Origin of the sequence: Corallococcus sp. NCSPR001, from assembly GCF_017309135.1 — a bacterium.
Taxonomy (GTDB): Bacteria; Myxococcota; Myxococcia; order Myxococcales; family Myxococcaceae; genus Corallococcus.
Genome location: NZ_JAFIMS010000002.1, coordinates 8,068,833 through 8,088,072, shown reverse-complemented (window position 1 = coordinate 8,088,072; position 19,240 = coordinate 8,068,833). Strand labels below are relative to the sequence as shown.

Sequence of the window (19,240 nt, the reverse complement as noted above, 5' to 3'; positions counted from 1 at the left end):
AAACCCGGCGGGGCCGGACGCATGGATGGGAGGGCATGACCTCCCATCCGCCTCCCAAGCCCTGCGCCGTCTGTGGCCGCGCCATCACCTGGCGCCGCAAGTGGGCGCGCGACTGGGAACAGGTGCGGTACTGCTCGGAGGCGTGCCGGGGGAAGCGGACCGGGGCGCGGGATTCCCCGTGGGAGGCGCGCATCCTGGAGCTGCTCTCCCAGCGGGCGGGCGGCGCCACCGTGTGCCCCTCCGAGGTCGCCCGCGCATCCGGTGAAGAGGACTGGCGCGCGTGCATGGAGCCCGTGCGCGAGGCGGCGCGCAGGCTCGTCGCTCGCGGGGTGTTGGACATCGTGCAGGGGGGAAGGGTGGTGGACCCGTCCACCGCGCGCGGCCCCATCCGGTTGCGCCTGCGCGCCCGAGGCCCCGGGGTGTAGCGCTCCGCACAGGGCCTTCACGGGCGGTGCAATCGCTCTTGCGCTCACATGGAAGGTCCGGCTACGCGCCGCCCCATGGCACACGACACGAAGCCCGCGTTCGACATCATCCTGTGGGGCGCCACGGGATTCACCGGCCGCCTGGTGGCGGAGTACCTGGCTCGCAACCAGGACGCGCACCGCGCGAAGTGGGCCATCGCCGGGCGCGACGAAGGCAAGCTGGAGCAGGTCCGCTCGGAGCTGGTGAAGGTGCGGCCGGAGTTCGCGGACCTGCCGATGGTGCTCGCGGACGCGAAGGACGCGGCCTCGCTGGACGCGATGGTGGCGCGCACGCGCGTCATCATCTCCACGGTGGGCCCCTACGCGCGCTACGGCAACGAGTTGGTCGCCGCCTGCGTCCGCGCCGGCACGGACTACTGCGACCTGACGGGCGAGGTGCAGTGGATGCGCAAGACCATCGACGCCCACGACGCGCGGGCGCGCGAGACAGGGGCCCGCATCGTGCACACGTGCGGCTTCGACTCCATCCCTTCCGACCTGGGCACGCTGATGGTCCAGGACTACATGCGGGAGAAGCACGGCGGCCACTGCGACCAGGTGCGCTTCCACCTGACGCGCATGCGCGGCGGCTTCAGCGGCGGCACCATCGCCAGCATGATGGACACGCTGGCGGCGGTGAAGGCGGACCCGTCCCTCAAGAAGGTGCTGACCAGCGCCCACGCGCTGGACCCGGAGCCTTCCCGGGGCACGAAGGAGGAGCGCGACCTGGCCACGGTGAAGAAGAGCCCGGACACGGGCACGTGGACCGCGCCCTTCGTGATGGCCTCCGTCAACACGCGCGTCGTGCGGCGCTCCAACGCGCTGCTCGGCTACCCGTGGGGCCGCGACTTCTTCTACTCGGAGGTCTCCGACTTCGGCCCCGGGCCCAAGGGCCTGGCGCTCGCCACGGCGACCACCGCGGGGCTGGGCGGCTTCATGGTCCTGTCCAACGTGGACCCCGTGCGGGAGCTCCTGGAGAAGCACGTGCTGCCCGCGCCGGGGGAGGGCCCGTCCGCCACCGTGCGCGAGCGCGGCCTCTTCGAGGTGCGGCTGCTCGGTGAAGGCCACTCGCCCAAGAGCGGCCAGCGCGTGAAGGTGGAGGGCAAGGTCGCGTCGAAGGGCGACCCGGGCTACGCGGCCACGGCGCGCATGCTGGCGGAGTCCGCGCTGTGCCTCGCCTTCGACACCATCCCCAAGCGGGGCGGTGTGCTCACCCCCGCGTCCGCCATGGGCATGGTGCTGGTGGAGCGCCTGCGCAAGGCGGGCATGACGTTCGAGGTGCACGACCGCGCCGCGTGAGGGCGCGGCCCGGGCCTCAGTCGCGCAGGTAGTGGCAGGTGTAGCCGCCGGGGTTCTTCACCAGGTAGTCCTGGTGGTAGCCCTCGGCGGGCACCCACTCGCCGGCGGCGGTGATTTGCGTGACGACGGGCCGGGACCACTTGCCAGACTTGTCCACGCGGGCCTTTACCGCCTCCGCCGTCCGGCGCTGTTCGTCCGACAGGTAGAAGATGGCGGAGCGGTACTGCGAGCCCACGTCGTTGCCCTGGCGGTTGAGCGTCGTCGGGTCGTGCATGCGGAAGAACCACTTCTCCAGCAGCGCCTCGTACGTCAGCAGCTTCGGGTTGAAGACGACGCGCACGGCCTCCGCGTGCCCCGTCTCCCCGGTGTGCACGTCATCGTAGGTGGCGCCCTTCAAGGCGCCGCCCGTGTAGCCGACCTCCGTGTCGATGACGCCCGGGATCTTCCGGAGGATGTCCTCCATGCCCCAGAAGCACCCGCCCGCCAGGTACGCCGTCTCGCGCGTCACCTCCGTGGCGGCGGTGGCCTTCGCCAGCACGACGGCGCCCGCGGCGGGGGCGAGCGAACCCTGGGGCTCGCTCGGGGCCGCGCGGCCGAATGAGGGCAGCCACGCGCCATAGCCCTTCGCGGCCAGCTCGTTCACGGGGATGAAGCGCAGCGACGCGGAGTTGATGCAGTAGCGCAGGCCCGTGGGATTGGGGCCGTCCTCGAAGACGTGGCCCAGGTGCGAGTCGCCGTCCTTGGAGCGCACCTCCACGCGCTCCATGCCCAGGAAGTTGTCACGCTTCTCCACCACGTGGGCCTTGTCCACGGGGCGAGTGAAGCTGGGCCAGCCGGTGCCGGACTCGAACTTGTCGCGCGAGGAGAACAGCGGCTCGCCGCTGACCACGTCGACGTAGAGCCCCTCGTCGTGATTGTTCCAGTACGCGTTGCGGAAGGGAGGCTCGGTGTCCTCGTTCTGCGTCACCCGGTAGGCCAGGGGGGACAGGGTGCGCTTGAGCTCCGCGTCGGACGGCTTCGTGAACTTGCTGCCGTCCTTCGCGGTGGCGGACGCGGTGGCCTGGGGCTTGGCGTCGGGTGGAGCGCCACGCGCCTCGGTGCACGCGCTCAGCACGGTGGCCAGCACCAGCACGGCGGGCCACAGCCCGCGCGCCAGCGACAGCCGGGGGGAAGAAGACACTGCTCGGGCGGACGACATGGGTCGCGAAGCCTCCAGCGCCGCCGGAAGAAGGGCGCCACCTCTCCTTACGCGCGACACCGGGGAGCGGTTACAGCGGGGCTTCCGAAGACCTGCCAGCCGGGCGGGCCTCCCCGTGGCTCGCCGGAGGGCCGGGCAGTGGCCGGCGGGGGGCCGGAGGGGCTACGGTTCCTCGCGAGGACCGGGAGGAAGCCGATGAGCCGGGAACGCGGGCCGCGAGGTCCAATCGGGCGGGTGACGGGCATCTCGCGCGCGGAAGGCGCCAACGTCATCCTTCGCATCCGGGCCCTCCAGGGCGTGGAGGGAGCCGCGCCGGTGGCGGAGCGCAACGCGCCCCGGCGCTCCTTCGCGGAGGTGATGGATCGCCACGCGCAGGGGTTGAACAGCGCGGAGCCCCTGCCGTTTCCCGTGGCGCCCAAGCCCCTGCCGCCACCCGTGCGCGGTCACGAGGACGAAGAGCTGATGACCGCGGAGCCCGCCCCCGACACCTTCGTCGGGCTCATGTGGTCCAAGCTGAAGCGCTCCCGCTGAAGCGCACCCGCGGCAGCGGCCACCACGTCGCGGCGAGCCCGGAGAGGGACACTCAGTCCAAGCTCGCCACGTCGTTGGCTGAATCGCTCCCGCTGAGGCGCTCCAGGCGAGCCGCTACCCTCCCGTCGCGGCGAGCTCTCCCAGGGACACGTAGTCCTGGGGCGCGGCGTCGTTGGCTGGAGCGCTCCCGCTGAAGCGCTCCAGGCAAGGCGCTACCACCACGTCGCGGCGAGCCCTCCCAGGGACACGTAGTCCTGGCTCGCGGTGTCGTTGGCGGAGTGGGGATCCGCGGGGACGCTGAGCGTCCGCGTGGCGGTGATGCGGTAGGACAGGCCCACGCTGGAGCGCGGCAGCGGCGCGGAGAAGCGCAGGACGGTGGTGTCGCCCACGGCCAGCGGTCCCACCTCGCACTGGAGCGTGCCGGCGGCCATGAGGCAGTCCCGGGTGCTGGCCTGGAGGCCCGGGGGCAGGGCCACGGTGATGACGGCCCGGGTCAGCGGATCCGGCCCGTGCTGCGTGACGTTGAGCGTGTAGTCGATGCGCGGCATGGCCACGCCCGGCCTGGGGACGGCGGTGAGCGTCACCTCCACGTCCGCGGAAGCCGCGGCCCGAAGCACGGACACGTCATGTCCCCGGGTGTTGGCGGTGACGACGTCCGGCTTCAGGTCGCCATCGAGCAGGCCCACCGCGACCGCCGCGGGGCCTTCTCCCGTGGGCAGGCGCGTGGGCGCGCCGAAGGAGCCGTGGCCCTGGCCGGGCAGGAGTGACACGGTGTCCTCGTTGAAGTTCGCGGTGACCAGGTCCAGGATCCCGTCGCCGTTGAAGTCGCCGGGCGCGACGTAGTACGGCCCGCCCTTCACGGCGAAGTCCACGCGCACGGGGAACGTCCCGGTGCCGGTGCCGCGCAGCACGGACACGCTCTGGCCCCGGAAGTTCGCGGTGACCACGTCCAGCTTCCCGTCGTCATCCACGTCCACCACCGCGACGGAGTAGGGCGCGTTGCCCGTGGCGAAGTCCATGCGCGGCCGGAACGTCCCGTCCCCGTTGCCGAGCAGCACCGACACCGTGTCCACGAAGTTCGCGGTGACCAGGTCCGCCATCCCATCGTGGTTGACGTCGGCCACCTTCACCGCGAACGGGTTGGTGCCGGTCGTCACGTCCTTCTGCGACACGAACCGTCCGGAGCCCCGGTTCAGCAGCACCGACACGGAGTCCTCCAGCGAGTTGGCCGTCACCACGTCCAGGCGGCCGTCGCCATCCAGGTCGCCCACGTCCACCGCCGAGGGCTCCGCGCCCACGGAGTGGTCGGTCCGCGCGCCGAACGTTCCATCTCCGCGCCCCAGCAGCACGGACACCGTGCCCCCGAAGTGGCTGGTGACCGCGTCCAGGTGGCCATCCCCGTCGAAGTCCCCCACCGCCACCGCGCCGGGCAACGCGCCGGTGGGCCGCTCCATGCCGGGCGCGAACGTGCCGTCCCCCCGGCTCCGCAGCACGGACACGGTGCCCGCGGTGTGGTTGGCCGTGATGACGTCCACGCGCCCGTCCTCGTCGAAGTCACCCAGCGCCACGGAGCGAGGCCCCATCCCCGTGGGTGATGCGCGAGGCGCATCCAGCAGCGGCCGGGCCGGAGTGATGGCCATCCGCGGCAGCGCCATGGCGATCAACACCGCGACGCTGAACAGCATCACGCCCGCATGGGCCATTCGTGGGTGTCTCATGTTCGTCCCCCTCTTCATTCACGATTCACGGCCCTGAACCGGCAAGGCCGTATGAACGCGGTTTCCGTGACATCCCCGCGTGATGTCGAAGAAGTAAGAAGGGGGGCCGGGTGGGGCCATGCGTCCCGGGGGAAGGTGCGGTGACGGGCGGTGGACAGGCGCACGTCCCCGGAAGGACGGGTTGCGCGCGGAGTAGGCTGCGCCGTCCCATGTCCCTTCCGTCAGAAACCCCGCCTTCCTCCCGCCAGCCGTTGGTTGTCACCACGTCGGACCGGGTGGACGCACAGCTCGCACAGCGTGCGAGGAGTGCGGCGGAGGCGGTGGGCGTGCCGTATATGGAGCGTCACCACAAGCTGCCCCTGAAGAAGCTGCTCACCGACATGGCGGACGCGCTCGTCGTCTTTGAATCCACGGCGGTATCGCTGGTGGACGCGGAAGGGACGCTGCGCTTCTCACCGGGGCTCGCGCACCTGCGCGTGAAGCAACTGGACGCGGGCGTGACGGAGGACCAGCTCGTGCGCGTCGCGGGGCTGCGCGAAGGGGAGCGCGTGCTGGACTGCACCCTGGGGTTGGGCGCGGATGCGCAGGTGGCGGCGCGGCTGGTGGGGCCGGGCGGAAGCGTCATCGCGCTGGAGAAGAGTCCGGCGCTGTATCTCCTGGTGCGGCACGGGCTCCAGGGGCTGCCGAGCCACCCGGCCTCCAGCACGGTGGAGGTCGTGCACGCGGACGCGGCGGAGTTCCTGCGCACGCTGCCGGACGGCGCGTTCGACGTGGTGCTCTTCGACCCGATGTTCGAGCGCGAGCGCAAGTCCTCCGCCGCGTTCGAAGCGCTGCGCCGCCACGCGGACTACTCGCCGCTGACGCGACAGACGGTGGACGAGGCCCGGCGCGTGGCACGCCGGATGGTGGTGCTGAAGGGCTCGCGCTACTCGAAGGACTTCAAGAAGCTGGGCATCACCCCGGAGCCCGCCCGGCCCAACGCCACGGTGTTGTGGGCCCGACTGCCGGGTACGGGGAAGAATGGAAATCCTGGTGGGTCCAGGAACGCTTGATACCGTTCCGGATGGCCGTGACTCACCACCGGGAGCGACACATGAAGACGCTGAAGCGTGGACTGTTGCTGATGGGCTGTCTGCTGGGGGCCGTGGGCTGTGGCGTGGAGGCGCCGGAGGAGGGCGCGCCGGTGCAGGAGGAGGACACGCGGGAGGTGTCCGCGCAGGCCAGCTGCATCCCCGGGCAGACGCGCACCATCAAGGTGGGCTGCTGCACGCCCACGCTGGAGCGCCGGCAGAACCAGATCTGCACCAACTCCGCGGGCTCCTGGAGCAACTCCGGCTCCAGCTACTGTGGCGGCTCGACCCTGAACTGCTACGGCGGCTGAGCTAAAGGCCCGAGGCGCGTTGACCCATCCTGCGCGGAAGCAATCCTCGCGCAGGGTGGTTCCGAGGAACCGGTGGCTGGAGCGTCGATCCGCGGGAGGCCGCTCTCCGGAGACGAACCGTCCCCATCCGCCCGGCCTTCGCCGCGCGTTCCACCCATTTCAGGAGGCGTAGGCCCCGGAGCTGTTGGAGACGGCAGTGTCTCGCTGGCCGAAGCCACGGAGAGGGCCGCTGCCTGAGGGCACGGCGCACCCCCGAGCGCCTCGGCATCCTCTGGGGCGGGTACGCGGCAACCGGGGCTCCGCTCCTCGACAGAAGGGACTACCTCCGGCGCGTCCCCCATCCCAGTGGCTGCCACGGGAGCACCGGCGAGACCCTCCTGGGAGCATGGGGCCTCGGAGGACGCAGGCTTGACGGGGACGGGAGCGAAGGCATCGAGCACGCGCTCATCGCGAGCCTTCATCAGTGCCGGCAGCTCATGCTGAAGTGCCTGCACATCGCGCTCGTGCAGGATCGCCATCAGGCGGAAGGCCCACTCGCGCAGCGCCTCTCCGCCCAGATGAGGCAGCAGTTGGGCGGCTCCTCCCAGGAAGGCCCGCTGCAGGGACTGAACGAGGAGCACGTGCCCGGGACGTGCCGCCACTCGCGCTGCCTGCCGCAGCAACTCGAATTCCGCCTGCGCGCAGGACTCCCCCGACTCCCAGCGCGCCGCGTCCTGAAGCCGGAAGCACGCGCTCCCCAGCCGGTCCAGGTCGAGGTCCGAAGCTTTCTCGCAGCAGTCGACCAGGAGCTCCACCAGCACCTGCCGCTTGAGGCTGAAGTAGCCCTCCAGAAGCCACCGGGCATCCGGGTTGCTCGCGTCATGCAGCGCCAGGCCCAGGTTCTCCAGCGTCAGCGATTCATCCAGCGGCACCGCGTGCGTCTTGCGTCCGGCGCGCTGCACCACCAGCCCCCGCGCAGCCAGCCGCCGCAGCGCCTCTCGGATGGTGCCTCGGCATACCTCATAGCGGCGCGCCAGCTTCGCTTCGGAGCCGAATCGCCCGCTCGGGTGCAGCCGCCCCAGCGCGATATCGCGCTCGATTTGCGCCTCCACATAGGCCACGAGTCCTCGCCGTTCCATCCCCATCCCCTCCCTCGTTCCAGCATGGCCATCCAACCACAGGGGTCTGACATGGACGGGTGGGCCCACTCCCCGCGTCGCTTGCCGGGCCAGCGCGCCCCCGGGCCGCATGGGCTGAAAACCTGTCCGACAGTCGGACAGCTTTGGAGACAACCGGCCCCGGGAGGGCGCCTCCGTCCATGGCCCCTCCTTGGTACCCGAGCACGCATGACGTGGCACCCTTGTCGGACCGGCGCGGCCTCGGACCCATGCGGCGGAATCGGTCCGACAGTCGGACAGGTTTTGAGGCAACCGGGCCCGGGCGGGTGCCTCTGTCCGTTGCCCGGTTCGGGAGGCTCCGGACCCGGGAGGCTTCAGGTTCGCCTGAAGGCGCTGGCGTCCGGCAGGCCGCTGCCGCTCAGGTCCGCGTCCATGGCGGTGAGGACGCCGGAGAAGATGTCCGGTTCGTTGGACGTCACCTTGCCCGGTTGGCGCTCACCGGTGCGCGCGTCGAAGCCGTAGGTGAGGGTGGTGTTCGGGTCCACGCCTCCCAGCACGGTGTTGCCCTTCACCATGGGCGACAGCAAGAGGAAGCCATTGTTGAGGTCGTGGCCCGAGCCGAACTCCGTGGCGCCGGAGGGGCGCGGGCGCGTGCGGCCGAACTCCGTGGCCACGTAGATGAGCGTGCGGTCCCACATGGACTCGCCCGAGTCCGCGTCGAAGGGCTCGGCCTTGAGCAGCGTGATCAGTGAGTCCACCGTGGACAGGATGCGCGCCCACATGAAGGCCTGTCCGCCCCGGTGGTCGTTGTGGCTGATGTCGAACGCGAGCGGCGGATTGGCGATGCCGTTGGGTCCGCCCACCGCGACGTTGAAGTCCGGCCCCAGCGTCACCGACACGGACACCCGGTACTTGAGCAACAGGAACGCCAGCGCCGCCTGGCCCTGCACGGGGTCCGTGAAGAAGCCGGGGAACACCTCGCGTAGCCGGGCTCCGTCCGGTGAGCTCTCCAGTCCATACTTCGACAGGGGAATGGCCGGCAGATCCGGCAGGACGTTGAGCTTCGTGATGAGGTCCAGGGCCTCCAGCTTCGGTTGCTGCACGCCGCGCTGTTCGCTCCAGCGCTTCAGCGCGCCGCTGTCCTGGAAGGTGCGGCCGAAGATGGACTTCTGGTCCAGGGCGTCCCTCGTGCTCCGTGCCAGCGCGATGACGTCCTTCGACGGCGCTCCGGCGATGCCTCGCGAGCCATCCAGGCCCAGGGGCCACAGGGACGGGTTGACCACGGGCTCCCCGAAGCAGGACAGGGGCAGGCTGTCGTCGGTGCCGCGCTCGGCGTAGCCACCCGTGCCCATGTTGACGTTGGGCAGCGGCATGCCGCCTCCCCACTGGAGCGCGACGGCCTCCTGGAGCGTGCGGCCCCGCCAGGCGCCGTTGCCGGTGAGCGAGCGCTTCTGCGCGATGCCGTGGTTCACGGACGTGCCCACGGAGGTGGCCACCAGCATCTGGCTCGCGTGCTTCTTCACGAACGCCAGTTGGTCGGTGTTGACCGGGATGTTGATGCTGCCCAGGCGCGAGTTGCTGTACTTCACCGCGCGGAAGGGGCTGTCCGCCACGCCCTGCACCTGCGCGTCCGGGAAGGTGTTGAGCCCAGCGGCGTTGGCGGACTCGGATTGGCGCACCGCGAGGAAGCTGTCCACGATGGACGCGCCCCCCGCCGCCCCGATGACGATGAGGAACTTCGGCTTGCCGTCGAGTGCGTCGCGCTTGCGGCCCAGCTTCTCCAGGGACTCGGGCGTCTGGAGGGAGTCCCGGCAGCCGGAGAGGAGGGGCGTGAGCGTGGTGCCCGCCGCGCAGAGTGACAGTGCCCGCAGCATCTCCCGGCGTGACAGCCGGCCCGTGGTCTTGAGGGTCATGGGAGGGGTTCCTCAGTAGAAGACGGCTTCGGCGGAAGAGAAGACAGCGAGACACACGGCCTGCATCCACGCGACCCCTGGCGTGGCCACGCCGGTGGCCTGCACGTCGGCGGACAGCCGCACCAGCGTGTCGCGCTCGTCCCGGGTCGGGTCCCGCAGCCACGCGCGGCGCACCAGCGCGGTCACCGCCGTGGCGACGGAGGGGCTCGCGGCGTCCGCCAGCCTGCCATCCGCGGTGAGGGCCACGTCCTTGAACACCACCGCGGCGGCGGGCGTGTTCACATCCAGCGCGATGCGCGCGTTGCACGCGGAGAGCACGGTGCGCTCCACGGCGATGGGCGTGGTGGCGCCCGTGACGGAGGCGGTCTCGTAGACGCTGTGCTGGTAGGGGTCCACACCGCCCAGCGCAACGCCGTGCACGTTCTGGCAGGGGTACTGGCCCAGTTCGTTGCATACGGACGATGCGGGCAGCTCCAGCGCCTGGGCCAGGTCGAGCGACAGGCGCTCGGGGCCCTTGAAGCGCAGGTTTCCCTTCTGGGACTTCGCGACGCCGCCGTCCCATCCGGGCGTCACGCCGGGGTTCGCGTCCGGTCCCAGGTCGACGGCGGTGGGGAGCTTGTCGGAGCAGCCCGTGAGCAGCAGACAGGTCAGCAGCAGGCGTTCAGGGCGCACCGTAGGCCTCCGTGCGAATGAGGTCGTGAAGCATCTTCTGCACGCGGTACGCGTGCGTCGTACGGAAGGCCTGCCAGGTGCGGACGAACTCCTCGTTCTCCTCCGGCAGGGGCGCGTGGCCGACGAGCAGCTTCCAGTAGTCCGTGACGGTGGAGATGGCGAAGGCGTCGCTGTTGGCGGCGACCCGGGCCCACTCCATGAGGTTGTTCACGGGCTGGCCCAGGATGACGCCCTGCTCGGGCGTGTTCTTCAGCGTGGCCACTTCGTTGGGGAACAGCAGCTCCAGCCGGTTGGGGATGTAGCGGTTGGGCAGCCCGCCCAGGCCGTTGTAGTTGCGGTACGGATACGACAGCGGATCCAACGTCGCGTGGCACGCGGCGCACTGGGGCGCCTGGACGCCCTTGGCGTCATGGTCGCGCGGCTCGTTGGGGACGCTGTGCAGGCCCTCCTGCTTCGCGATGTCCAGGCCCAGGTACGCGCGGTACATCTGAGACGCGGCGTTGCGCGGCAGCGCGGTGAACATGACGAACGACGTCAGCGTCCACGCGCTCGTCATGTTGCCGGCGCGACGCGAGGCCTCCACGAACTGGGAGGAGAGGGTGTTGGCGGCGGTGTACGTGGTGGGGCTCGAGCCCGAGCGCTTCACGTAGAAGCTGGCGGTGAGGACGTCGCGCGCGTCGTGGTCGTCCGTCTGGGACCAGGTGAAGAGGGCGTAGTCATCGTAGTAGTCCGCCAGGGGGATGATGCCCGCGTCCTCGCCGGACTTGATGGAGCCGACGGGGCGGATCTTCGGGTGGGCCACCTTCCAGAGCTGCCCGTGCTTGCCGCGCCAGAAGTCGGACTGGAGGCAGCGATCCAACTCCTGGTCGATGAAGGCGCGCTGCTTCTCCGCGCTGCCCAGCTCCAGGAAGGTGACGACCTGGGCATAGGTGGGAGACGTGCCGCAGAAGTCGCTGAGCATGCGGCGGTACGCGAAGCGCGGGTCGTACTGGCAGACCTTGAACTGGGGGTTCTCTCCGCCGCCGCAGACGCCGCTGGGCGGGACGCTGGAGGCGTCACCGGGCAGCGAGCCCTGCTCGACCTCGAACTGGTTGGGGGCGCCGTCGCCGTCGGTGTCCTCGGTGGCGATGGCGCGCAGCGCGGCGGGGAGGGCGGCGGCGAAGTCCGCGTCGGAGAGGGGGCGCGGCTTGCCGGGGGCGAGGTGCGGCTCCAGCGCGGCGCCGTAGCCGTTCCGCTGGGGCGGGGCCACGTGGCAGTACGTGCAGGCGGGCTGGGTGCCCTGGCATGCGGGCGCGGTGGGGTACTCGGCGCAGAAGGTGCCGGGGCCAGTGGGCATGGCCACGGCCAGGGGCGCGAACCCGAGCAGCAGCAGCCCGGGCAGTAGCCATCGGCGCGGAGGGGGGATGGGGAGAGGCACGCGGGCTCCGGGAACGGGTGCTGCTGTACGGACACCCCAACCCGGAAAATCAGAAAAGGTTTCGGAAATTCGTGCGCGCCCGGTTCACCGCGGTGGGGGACTTCTAGTGCTTCACCAGCGTGGAACAGTGCTGCCCCTTCACCTTGAGCGTCTCGATCATCTTATCAATCGTCGTATCGGCCAGGTTCGGCAGCTCCTTCCGCGAACCATCTTTGATGTCAGCGATGATCTTCATCTGAGCCTCCTGCGTCTTCTTGGCGAGAGGTTCCTTCATGATCTCCCTATCGATGATGTTCGTGAACTTCTTCAGGTCCGCGGCAGGGAGCTTCCACTCCGAGTTCGCCGCAGTGATGTCCTTGTTGATGCAGGCGACAAGCTTCTTCCTCGCCTCCGTGTCGTCCTCCGCCGAGGCGGGGGTGGAGAGCATGAGCAGGAGCGAGGTCATCGTCAGCAACGTGCGGGATGCCATGTGAATCCTCCGGTGGCGCTTCGTGTGCGCCCTGTTTACCAGGGCCGCCGCTCGAGGAGGTGGCGCGCTTCGGGCGAGGGGGCAAGGAAGGACACGGGCGCACCCGCCACGCGCTCGAGTTCCTCCAGGTGGTGACGGGCCGGGTCGGTGAGCTGGTCGAAGCGCCGGACGGACCAGTTGGTTGCGGCCATGTCCCCCGCGAGCGTCAGTGCCAGGTCCGTGGGGGCATTGAGGGACGCGGCCTCGAGCAGCCCCACCCAGTCGAACGCGCCGCCTTCCGAGCGGCAAGCCAGGACCACCCGCCGCACCCGCGCCGGCGCGATGCCCGCCGCCTGGATGCAGCCGCTCGCGCAGGGCCCGGCGCTTTCGACGAGCACCCGGTGCCCCCGGGCAAAGGCGTCCTCCAGTTCCTCGCGTGAGGGGGCCGCGCCGGACCGGAGCAGGACCGCGTAATGGGGTGCGAGCTGCGCCGTGAGAGGACGCGTGTCCGCGCCGCCATGGGGCCCTGGGATGATCAGGTCCACGAGCCGTTCGCCCGGCCGTCCATAAAGTCCGAGCCGGCTGGCGACCCGCACGAGTACCGCATCGGGCGGAGTCCTCGCCGTGTCGACCACGAGATCCGCCAGCGAGGCCAATGCGTGCACCGCGCGCTCGGCGGGATGAGCCCAGGCTGCCTCGAAGTGGTCTTGCTCCGAATCCAGGGACGCCGTGCATGGCTGCTCCTCGGAAGGTCTTGCCGCCTCGACAGCGTCAGGCTTCGCGACCTCATGCGGTGTGTGAGGAACCTGCTCGGCATGAGGTGACTTGTCTGCCTCGGTGACGGCAGGTGTCGTGTCGTCATGCGGCGTGCGCGGATGGTGCTCAGCGGAATGGGGCCTGGCGGCCTCGGCGGTGGCAGGCCTTTCGTGCTCATGCATGGCGCGCGAACGCCGCTCCGCATCGCGCAGCGCCTGCTCCGGCTTCGGCGTCTCCAGGTGGACGTGCACGACGCGGAGCCCAGGGCTCCCGCGCAGGCCGTCCAACTGCGCCTCGCTGCTCGCGGCGTCCACGGTGACCAGCCTGGGAGTCCGGCCATGCGCGTCCAGTCCGTGCCCATGCAGGACCGTGAGCACTCCGTCCGCCAACCAGCGCCCCCCCATTGTCCGGTCCAGCGCGACGGTCAGCTCCTGGCGCGTGCGCCGGGAACCTTCACCGCCATGCTTCCGCAGGAAATCCTCCGAGCGGAGATGCTGCGCGCCGAACCGCCGCGCCAGTCCCTGCGCCAGGGTCGTCTTCCCCGCGCCGATGGGCCCCGACACCACCACCACCGTGACCGCCATGGCTTGCTCCTCCCAAGGAGGAGCACCCTAGGAACCCGGCGGCGGTGCGAACCATCCCCCGTTGGAGGGAGTCCTCAGCGCTTTTCGGAGACGCGCACCCAGTCCACTTCCATGGTCTGCGGCGCGTCGCGCACCAGGTCCACCGTGGCCTGCGGCACGCCGAAGTACGGCTCCTTCGTCTTGTTGACGCCCTCCGGGTAGCCGCCGCCCACCGCGAAGTTGAAGATGATGAAGAGGGGCTTGTCGTAGGCCCACGCGCCGTGGCGCTCCACCTCCTCACGCGTGGACGTCTTCACGCGCTCCCCGTCGATGTACCAGTGGATGGCCTCTGGCGACGTCTCCACGCCGTACTCGTGCCAGTCGCTCACCGGCGTGCGCGGATGGAAGCGGCCGTTGATGGGCGTGTTGCCGCTGTAGCCCGGCCCATGCAACGCGACGGACACCCAGTCGCCGTAGCCGACGTTCTCCATGATGTCGAGCTCCCCACACGCAGGCCACCCCGTCGTGTGGATGTCGCCGCCCAGCATCCAGAACGCCGGCCAGAGCCCCACGCCCACCGGCAGCTTGATGCGCGCCTCGACGCGGCCGTATTTGAACTCCCGCTTGCCCGCGCTCTCCACCCGGCCCGACGTGAACGGATACCCGTTGGCCGTCTGCAGCCGCGCCGTGAGCTTCAACGTGCCGTCGCTCACCGACACGTTGTCTGGCGACGTCGTGTACTGCTGCTGCTCGTTGTTCACGTGCACGTCGGTCTGGATGCGCCAGTTGCCCGGGTCCACCTCCGTGCCGTTGAACTCGTCGCTCCACACCTGGACCCAGCCGTCCGCCACTGCCTCCGCGCGCTTCGGTGCCCCCGCGCACGCCGTCAGCCCCGCCACCAGCGCCCACGCCGTCGCAGCCCTGCCCGTGCTCATCGTCATCGTCGTTCCTCGAAAGGGAGTCATCTACTGGAGCGTCCGTGGGTCCACCGGCGCTTCGGGGGACTCGCCCCGGTAGGGCGTGGCCGGAGGCATGAGCAGCGATTCGTGCAGCCGCCCCTCCACGTCCACCGTCACGTCCACCACGGTCTGCCGCACGGGCTCCACGCTGCCGTCCGAGTGCAGCAGCACGCCGCCCCCCTGCGGGATGCCCAGCCCCCGCGTGGGCAACCCCCTGCGCTGGAGGGCGAGCTTGAGGCCGGGCCACTCGGGCGGCTCGTGCACGCCGATGAGATAGGGCGCCAGGCCCAGCACCGGGAAGGGCTCGCCTTCGCCGGGCAGGTCCTCGCACCACGCGCCCAGGCCCAGGTGCATGGCCCCGGCGGACACGCCAATCAGCACGGCTCCGGCCTGATGCCGTTCACGCAGGATGGCGTCCACGCCGTGGGCCTGGAACGCGTCCCAGCCCACGCGCGGGTCTCCGCCCGCCAGGAGGATGACGTCCGCGTCCTTCAGCCACGACAGGTCCTCGCCGGACGGCCTGGCCGGGATGCTCCGGCAGCGCGTGATTCCGATGCCCTCCATGGCCGCGACGAAGATGTCGTAGAACTCCGGCACGTCGCCGTTGGACGCGCCCAGGTACGCGGCCTTCACCGGCGGCACGCGCAGCTCCGCGCCGGTGAGCACGCGCACGAAGTCCAGGAAGGGGCGCCCCTCCACGCGCCAGAACAGCGGAGCGCTGTCAGCCAGCAGGAGGAGGGGCGGGAGCGTCATGCCCCGCAGCCTATCGCCACTGGTAGGCGCGCACCCAGTCCACTTCCATCGTCTGCGGCGCGTTGCGCACCAGGTCCACCGTGGACTGCGGCACGCCGTAGTACGGCGTGGAGGCGCCATTCACGCCGAACGGATAGCCGCCGCCCACCGCGAGGTTGAGGATGATGAACAGCGGCTTGTCGTACGCCCACGCGCCGTAGCGCTGGACCTCGGTGCGCGTGGTGGTCTTCACCAGCGCCCCGTCGATGTACCACTTGATGTCCGAGGTCGAGTACTCCGTGCGGTACACGTGCCAGTTGCTCACGCTGGACGACGGGTAGAAGCGGCCGTTGATGGGCGTGTTGCCGCTGTAGCCCGGGCCGTGCAGCGCCCCGGACGTCCAGTCGCCGTAGCCGACGTTCTCCATGATGTCGAGCTCACCGCACGCGGGCCAGCCCACGGAGTTGATGTCATTGCCCAGCATCCAGAACGCCGGCCACAGGCCCGCGCCCACGGGCATCTTGATGCGCGCCTCGATGCGGCCGTGGCTGAACTCGCGCTTGCCCGCGCTCTCCAGCCGGCCGGAGGTGAACGGGTAGCCGTTGTTCCACTGCAAACGCGCGGTGAGCTTCAGCGTGCCGTTGCTCACGGAGATGTTGTCGCCGGAGTTCGTGTACTGCTGCTGCTCGCTGTTCACGTGCACGGTCGTGTTGGGCGTCCAGTTGGCCGCGTTGACGCTGTTGCCGTCGAACTCATCGCTCCAGATCTGCACCCAGCGGTCTTCGCCGCCGCCGCCCACGACGCCGAAGGAGAACGACTCCCAGCAGCCGGCCGCGGCGCGGTTGGCGTACAGCGGCGCGCTGGCGCCCAGGTTCGTGTCCGCGGACACGTACTGCCCGGTGCTCTTGGCGCGCAGGCCCACGCTGCCGTCCGGGAAGGGCACCCAGGTGAAGCGCTCCCAGTCGCCCACCGCCGTGCGGAAGCCCGTCACCTGGCCGTTCGCGTTCGGATCCGCGGACACGTACAGGCCCGTCTCCACCACGCGCAGCGAGATGAAGTCGTTGCCCGCGTCCGCCACCTGAAACTGCTCCCACCCCTGCGCGCTGTCGCGGTTGGCGACGAGCGGCGCCGTGGCCCCCAGGTTCCGGTCCGCCGACACGAACTTCTGCGTCGCGCACGCCTTCAGCCACACCGTCTGCCCCACCGGCGCCGCCGTGGCGGACTGCTCCGCCACCACCGGCGTCGTCAGCATCGCGTCCTGCGCGGGCGCGGAGCCCCCACCACAGGCCGTCAGTCCCAGCACCGCCGCCAGCGCCCACAGCGTCTTCCCGGCTCTCGTCGCCATCGTCTTCCTCGCAGGTGCGTCCAGCTCCGACAGGGAGCGGAGATGGCCCCACTTAGACCAGGGCAGGTAAAATGGCTTAACCTTATTTCCATGAAAAAGTTACTTAGTGGGGCTCTGGGGGTGATGCTCGGGACGGCGCTCGCGGGCATGCCCGGGGCGGTGTTCGCGGAAGGCCGGCCGTCGCTGGTGAACACGCGCATCGGGACGCCCTTCGGGGCGAACGGGCACTCGTCCACGGTGGACGGGCGCATCTTCGTGGGCAACATCCGCGAGGATCAGGCGACCACGACGACGACGTGGATCGCCCGGGTGTTCCGTCCGGAGGCGGTGACGTACGACGCGGCCGGCAAGCCGTCGTTCGCGCAAGCCTTCTCCGCGGGCAAGACGGTGGCGGTGCGCAACGGAGAGAACGCGCTGGCGTTCTGCTTCACCAACCCCGCCCAGCCCTACGCGCTGTCGAGCGGCGTGGCGGTGTACCAGCCGTACCTCTTCGACTCGATGATGTTCAACGGAGACAACGTCTTCCGGCGGCGCACCACGGACATCCGCGTGTCGCAGCCCTTCACGACGTCCGCGGACATCGCGTCGTTCAGCACCGGCCCGCTGGAGACGCTGCGCACCGTCACCGGCGCCACCATTCGCGGCATCGAGCCCACGATGACGTCCGACGGCCGGCTGCTCATCTGGCAGGGCGCGCCCGCGAACACCGGCGGCATCGACCACATGATGTACGCGTACAACCCCACGCCGTGCGCGGCCACGGGCTGGAGCAACCCGCGTCCGCTGTCGATGATGTTCAACGACCCGAACGCGGGCGTGAAGCGCTACCCGCTGGCGTGGAAGCGGCTGAAGGCGGCGACGGGCGAGGACTTCGGTGACACGACGTCCGGCCCGATGGTGCGCGGCGCCTACGCGTGGGTGGACCACGAGGGCCGCAACCTCCTCTACATCGCCGTCACGTACACGGACGGCGCGAGGCGCGAGGCGGTGAGCCTGGTGGGCGCGGACACGAACTGGACCGCGTACCACATCGACGGGGCCATCAACACGGACCGCATGGACATCGCGCACCTCTTCTATTCAGGGCCCATGTGGAACTTCGAGCAGGAGCGCCTGCCCTCGCAGAGCTTCCCGCCCGGGCAGAGCAACGCCGCGCACTACCTGCCGGTGACGAAGACGCACGACGTGCTGGCCCTCTTCGGCAGCAACACCGCTGACTACAACGAGGTGGACCTGGGCGAGCTGATGGACCCCTTCCACCTGCTCTTCCTGCCCATGAACGAGCTGGTCACGCGCGCGGGCGCGTATGACCTGACGCGCACGCCGGACCTGTCCGGCCACTTCTTTACCGGCACGCTGGTGGGGACAGCCTCCATCTCGCCGGGCAACGCGCTGACGCGCTCGTCGCCGGATTCGCTGTGGCAGCCGCACGGCAAGGGCAAGGCGCTGGTGGTTCCCGGTGGCGGGGCGCTCGCGGTGAACCTGGCGGACCCTTCCGGCACGGTGCCCGGCGTGGGCGCGTTCGTGCGTGGCCTGTCGGTGGAGTTCGCGGTGCGGCCGGACGCGGACATCCAGCAGGGGTGCACCACGGGCAATCCCTACCGCTACCTGATGCACAAGCCCGGCGGGCTGGACATCATCCACGAGGCCAGCAACCAGGTGCAGTTCTCCCTGGTCATCAACGGCCAGCGCGTGCGGCTGGGGGGAAGTCCGGTGCTGCCGGTGGGGCAGTGGAGCCACCTGGCCTATACGTGGGACGGCACCACCGGCGTCTTCAAGGAATACCTCAACGGCGTGCCCACGAACCGAGCGTTGCCCGTCGCGCCGGGAACGGCGCGGCTGGGCACGGGGACGCTCTACATCGGCGCGGGCGCGAACCTGGACACGCAGCGCTGCCCGGCGAACGGCGAGGGCTCGTTCCGGGGCGCCATCGACGAGGTGCGCATCTTCACGCACGCGCGCTCCAACCGGAGCGTCTGCATGACCGCGCACGGCGCCAACTGCCGTGAAGAGGCCATCCAGCACACGCCCTCCGCGGGCCAGTTCGTGCTGAGCGCCCAGGCGCCCGCGTGCAACGGCGCCAGCGCGTTGAACTCGGCGGCGTGCCTGTCCGCGATGCACCGGGCCTGCGCGCAGCGGGGCGCGGGTGACGCGCTGGCGAACAGCACCAACACCTGGGACACCATCCTCCAGCTCGTCAGCAACCGTCCGCCCATCTCGCTGGCGGGCGTGCCGGTGGCGTCCACGGCCACGGACCTGACGGTGGCGTGCGCGCCCATCCAGCATGAGAGCGTGGCCGTGACGTTCGAGGAGTTGACGCGCATCCACGCGGGCTGCACCGACGAGCGCGGCGTGACGAGCACCCACTGCGCCGCCGCGGCGCACCGCTTCTGCAACAGCCAGGGGTGGACGACGGGGCAGGTGTTCGAGGTGACGTCCCGGCCGTGGGTGGGCTGCTTCAACTCCGGGCTCCAGACGAACGTGGAGAAGTCCGCGCTGGGGCCGGTGTCCAACCTGGGCGACTACACCGCCCCGGGTTCGCGCCTGGAGGTGAGCCAGTGGTGCCGCACACAGGGCTACGGGGCCGGCGTCGTCCAGGAGATTCCCAGCGCCACCCAGGCCCACGTGCACTGCTTCCAGCCGTCCGTGACGGCGCCGTGGCGGTACCTCCCGTAAGGCATCGCGGCACCCGGGGGGAGTCAGACAGGCCATTCCGTCAGGGTGCGCCTGTCTGATTCCAATTCGCG

At 70.3% G+C, this 19,240-nt stretch carries 17 protein-coding genes; 6 read left to right on the top strand and 11 right to left on the bottom strand.

What is annotated here, in order from left to right; genetic code table 11:
* Positions 1–35: 35 nt before the first annotated feature.
* Both JYJ93_RS34405 and JYJ93_RS34400 read left to right on the top strand, forming a co-directional pair.
* Entirely contained in the window at positions 36–425 is a 390-nt protein-coding gene (locus JYJ93_RS34405) for a DUF2256 and DUF3253 domain-containing protein (RefSeq protein WP_206798747.1), read from the top strand.
* A gap of 75 nt (positions 426–500) precedes the next feature.
* On the top strand, positions 501–1,763 hold the full coding sequence (locus tag JYJ93_RS34400) for a saccharopine dehydrogenase NADP-binding domain-containing protein (protein WP_206798746.1): 1,263 nt from the start codon (positions 501–503) through the stop codon (positions 1,761–1,763).
* A gap of 16 nt (positions 1,764–1,779) precedes the next feature.
* Here the strand turns inward: JYJ93_RS34400 and JYJ93_RS34395 are convergent, their stop codons facing one another.
* Positions 1,780–2,961 (bottom strand): bifunctional methionine sulfoxide reductase B/A protein, encoded by a 1,182-nt coding sequence (locus JYJ93_RS34395; protein WP_242544037.1) that lies wholly within the window; start codon positions 2,959–2,961, stop codon positions 1,780–1,782.
* Between the two features lie 195 nt (positions 2,962–3,156).
* Here JYJ93_RS34395 and JYJ93_RS34390 point away from each other — a divergent pair, with 195 nt between their 5' ends.
* Positions 3,157–3,492: a hypothetical protein gene (locus tag JYJ93_RS34390; RefSeq protein WP_206798745.1), complete on the top strand. Its 336-nt coding sequence runs from the start codon at positions 3,157–3,159 to the stop codon at positions 3,490–3,492.
* Between the two features lie 212 nt (positions 3,493–3,704).
* Here JYJ93_RS34390 and JYJ93_RS34385 read toward each other — a convergent pair whose 3' ends face one another.
* Positions 3,705–5,210, bottom strand: a complete 1,506-nt coding sequence (locus tag JYJ93_RS34385) for an FG-GAP-like repeat-containing protein (RefSeq protein WP_206798744.1) — start codon at positions 5,208–5,210, stop codon at positions 3,705–3,707.
* A 209-nt stretch (positions 5,211–5,419) separates the two neighbouring features.
* Here JYJ93_RS34385 and JYJ93_RS34380 point away from each other — a divergent pair, with 209 nt between their 5' ends.
* A complete protein-coding gene (locus JYJ93_RS34380; RefSeq protein WP_206798743.1) occupies positions 5,420–6,262 on the top strand; it encodes a class I SAM-dependent methyltransferase in 843 nt (280 codons plus the stop codon).
* A 41-nt stretch (positions 6,263–6,303) separates the two neighbouring features.
* On the top strand, positions 6,304–6,591 hold the full coding sequence (locus JYJ93_RS34375) for a hypothetical protein (RefSeq protein WP_206798742.1): 288 nt from the start codon (positions 6,304–6,306) through the stop codon (positions 6,589–6,591).
* On the opposite strand, the gene JYJ93_RS34370 is transcribed toward JYJ93_RS34375, so the two are convergent.
* The 9 genes from JYJ93_RS34370 to JYJ93_RS34330 all read right to left on the bottom strand — a co-directional run bounded on the left by JYJ93_RS34370 (position 6,579) and on the right by JYJ93_RS34330 (position 16,493).
* On the bottom strand, positions 6,579–7,715 hold the full coding sequence (locus JYJ93_RS34370; RefSeq protein ID WP_206798741.1) for a GntR family transcriptional regulator: 1,137 nt from the start codon (positions 7,713–7,715) through the stop codon (positions 6,579–6,581). The genes JYJ93_RS34375 and JYJ93_RS34370 overlap by 13 nt on opposite strands.
* A 347-nt stretch (positions 7,716–8,062) precedes the next feature.
* Positions 8,063–9,601 carry a hypothetical protein gene (locus JYJ93_RS34365; RefSeq protein ID WP_206798740.1) on the bottom strand — a complete coding sequence of 513 codons (1,539 nt, stop codon included), beginning with the start codon at positions 9,599–9,601 and terminating at the stop codon, positions 8,063–8,065.
* Between the two features lie 12 nt (positions 9,602–9,613).
* Positions 9,614–10,273, bottom strand: coding sequence for a hypothetical protein (locus tag JYJ93_RS34360; RefSeq protein WP_269013069.1), 660 nt, complete (start codon positions 10,271–10,273; stop codon positions 9,614–9,616).
* Positions 10,263–11,690, bottom strand: coding sequence for a hypothetical protein (locus JYJ93_RS34355; protein WP_206798739.1), 1,428 nt, complete (start codon positions 11,688–11,690; stop codon positions 10,263–10,265). Before JYJ93_RS34355 ends, JYJ93_RS34360 begins: the two co-directional genes overlap by 11 nt.
* 103 nt (positions 11,691–11,793) lie before the next feature.
* Positions 11,794–12,159, bottom strand: coding sequence for a hypothetical protein (locus JYJ93_RS34350; protein ID WP_206798738.1), 366 nt, complete (start codon positions 12,157–12,159; stop codon positions 11,794–11,796).
* Between the two features lie 35 nt (positions 12,160–12,194).
* Positions 12,195–13,478, bottom strand: a complete 1,284-nt coding sequence (locus JYJ93_RS34345) for an AAA family ATPase (RefSeq protein WP_206798737.1) — start codon at positions 13,476–13,478, stop codon at positions 12,195–12,197.
* 74 nt (positions 13,479–13,552) lie between these two features.
* Positions 13,553–14,398: a glycoside hydrolase family 16 protein gene (locus tag JYJ93_RS34340; RefSeq protein WP_206798736.1), complete on the bottom strand. Its 846-nt coding sequence runs from the start codon at positions 14,396–14,398 to the stop codon at positions 13,553–13,555.
* 24 nt (positions 14,399–14,422) lie between these two features.
* Positions 14,423–15,169 (bottom strand): Type 1 glutamine amidotransferase-like domain-containing protein, encoded by a 747-nt coding sequence (locus tag JYJ93_RS34335; protein WP_206798735.1) that lies wholly within the window; start codon positions 15,167–15,169, stop codon positions 14,423–14,425.
* Between the two features lie 10 nt (positions 15,170–15,179).
* The gene (locus JYJ93_RS34330; RefSeq protein ID WP_206798734.1) at positions 15,180–16,493 is read right to left on the bottom strand and encodes a family 16 glycosylhydrolase; all 1,314 of its coding nucleotides are present in this window, start codon (positions 16,491–16,493) and stop codon (positions 15,180–15,182) included.
* Positions 16,494–16,616: 123 nt separating this feature from the next.
* On the opposite strand from JYJ93_RS34330, the gene JYJ93_RS34325 reads away from it, so the two are divergent.
* Entirely contained in the window at positions 16,617–19,169 is a 2,553-nt protein-coding gene (locus tag JYJ93_RS34325; RefSeq protein ID WP_242544853.1) for a LamG domain-containing protein, read from the top strand.
* The last annotated feature ends 71 nt before the right edge of the window (positions 19,170–19,240 follow it).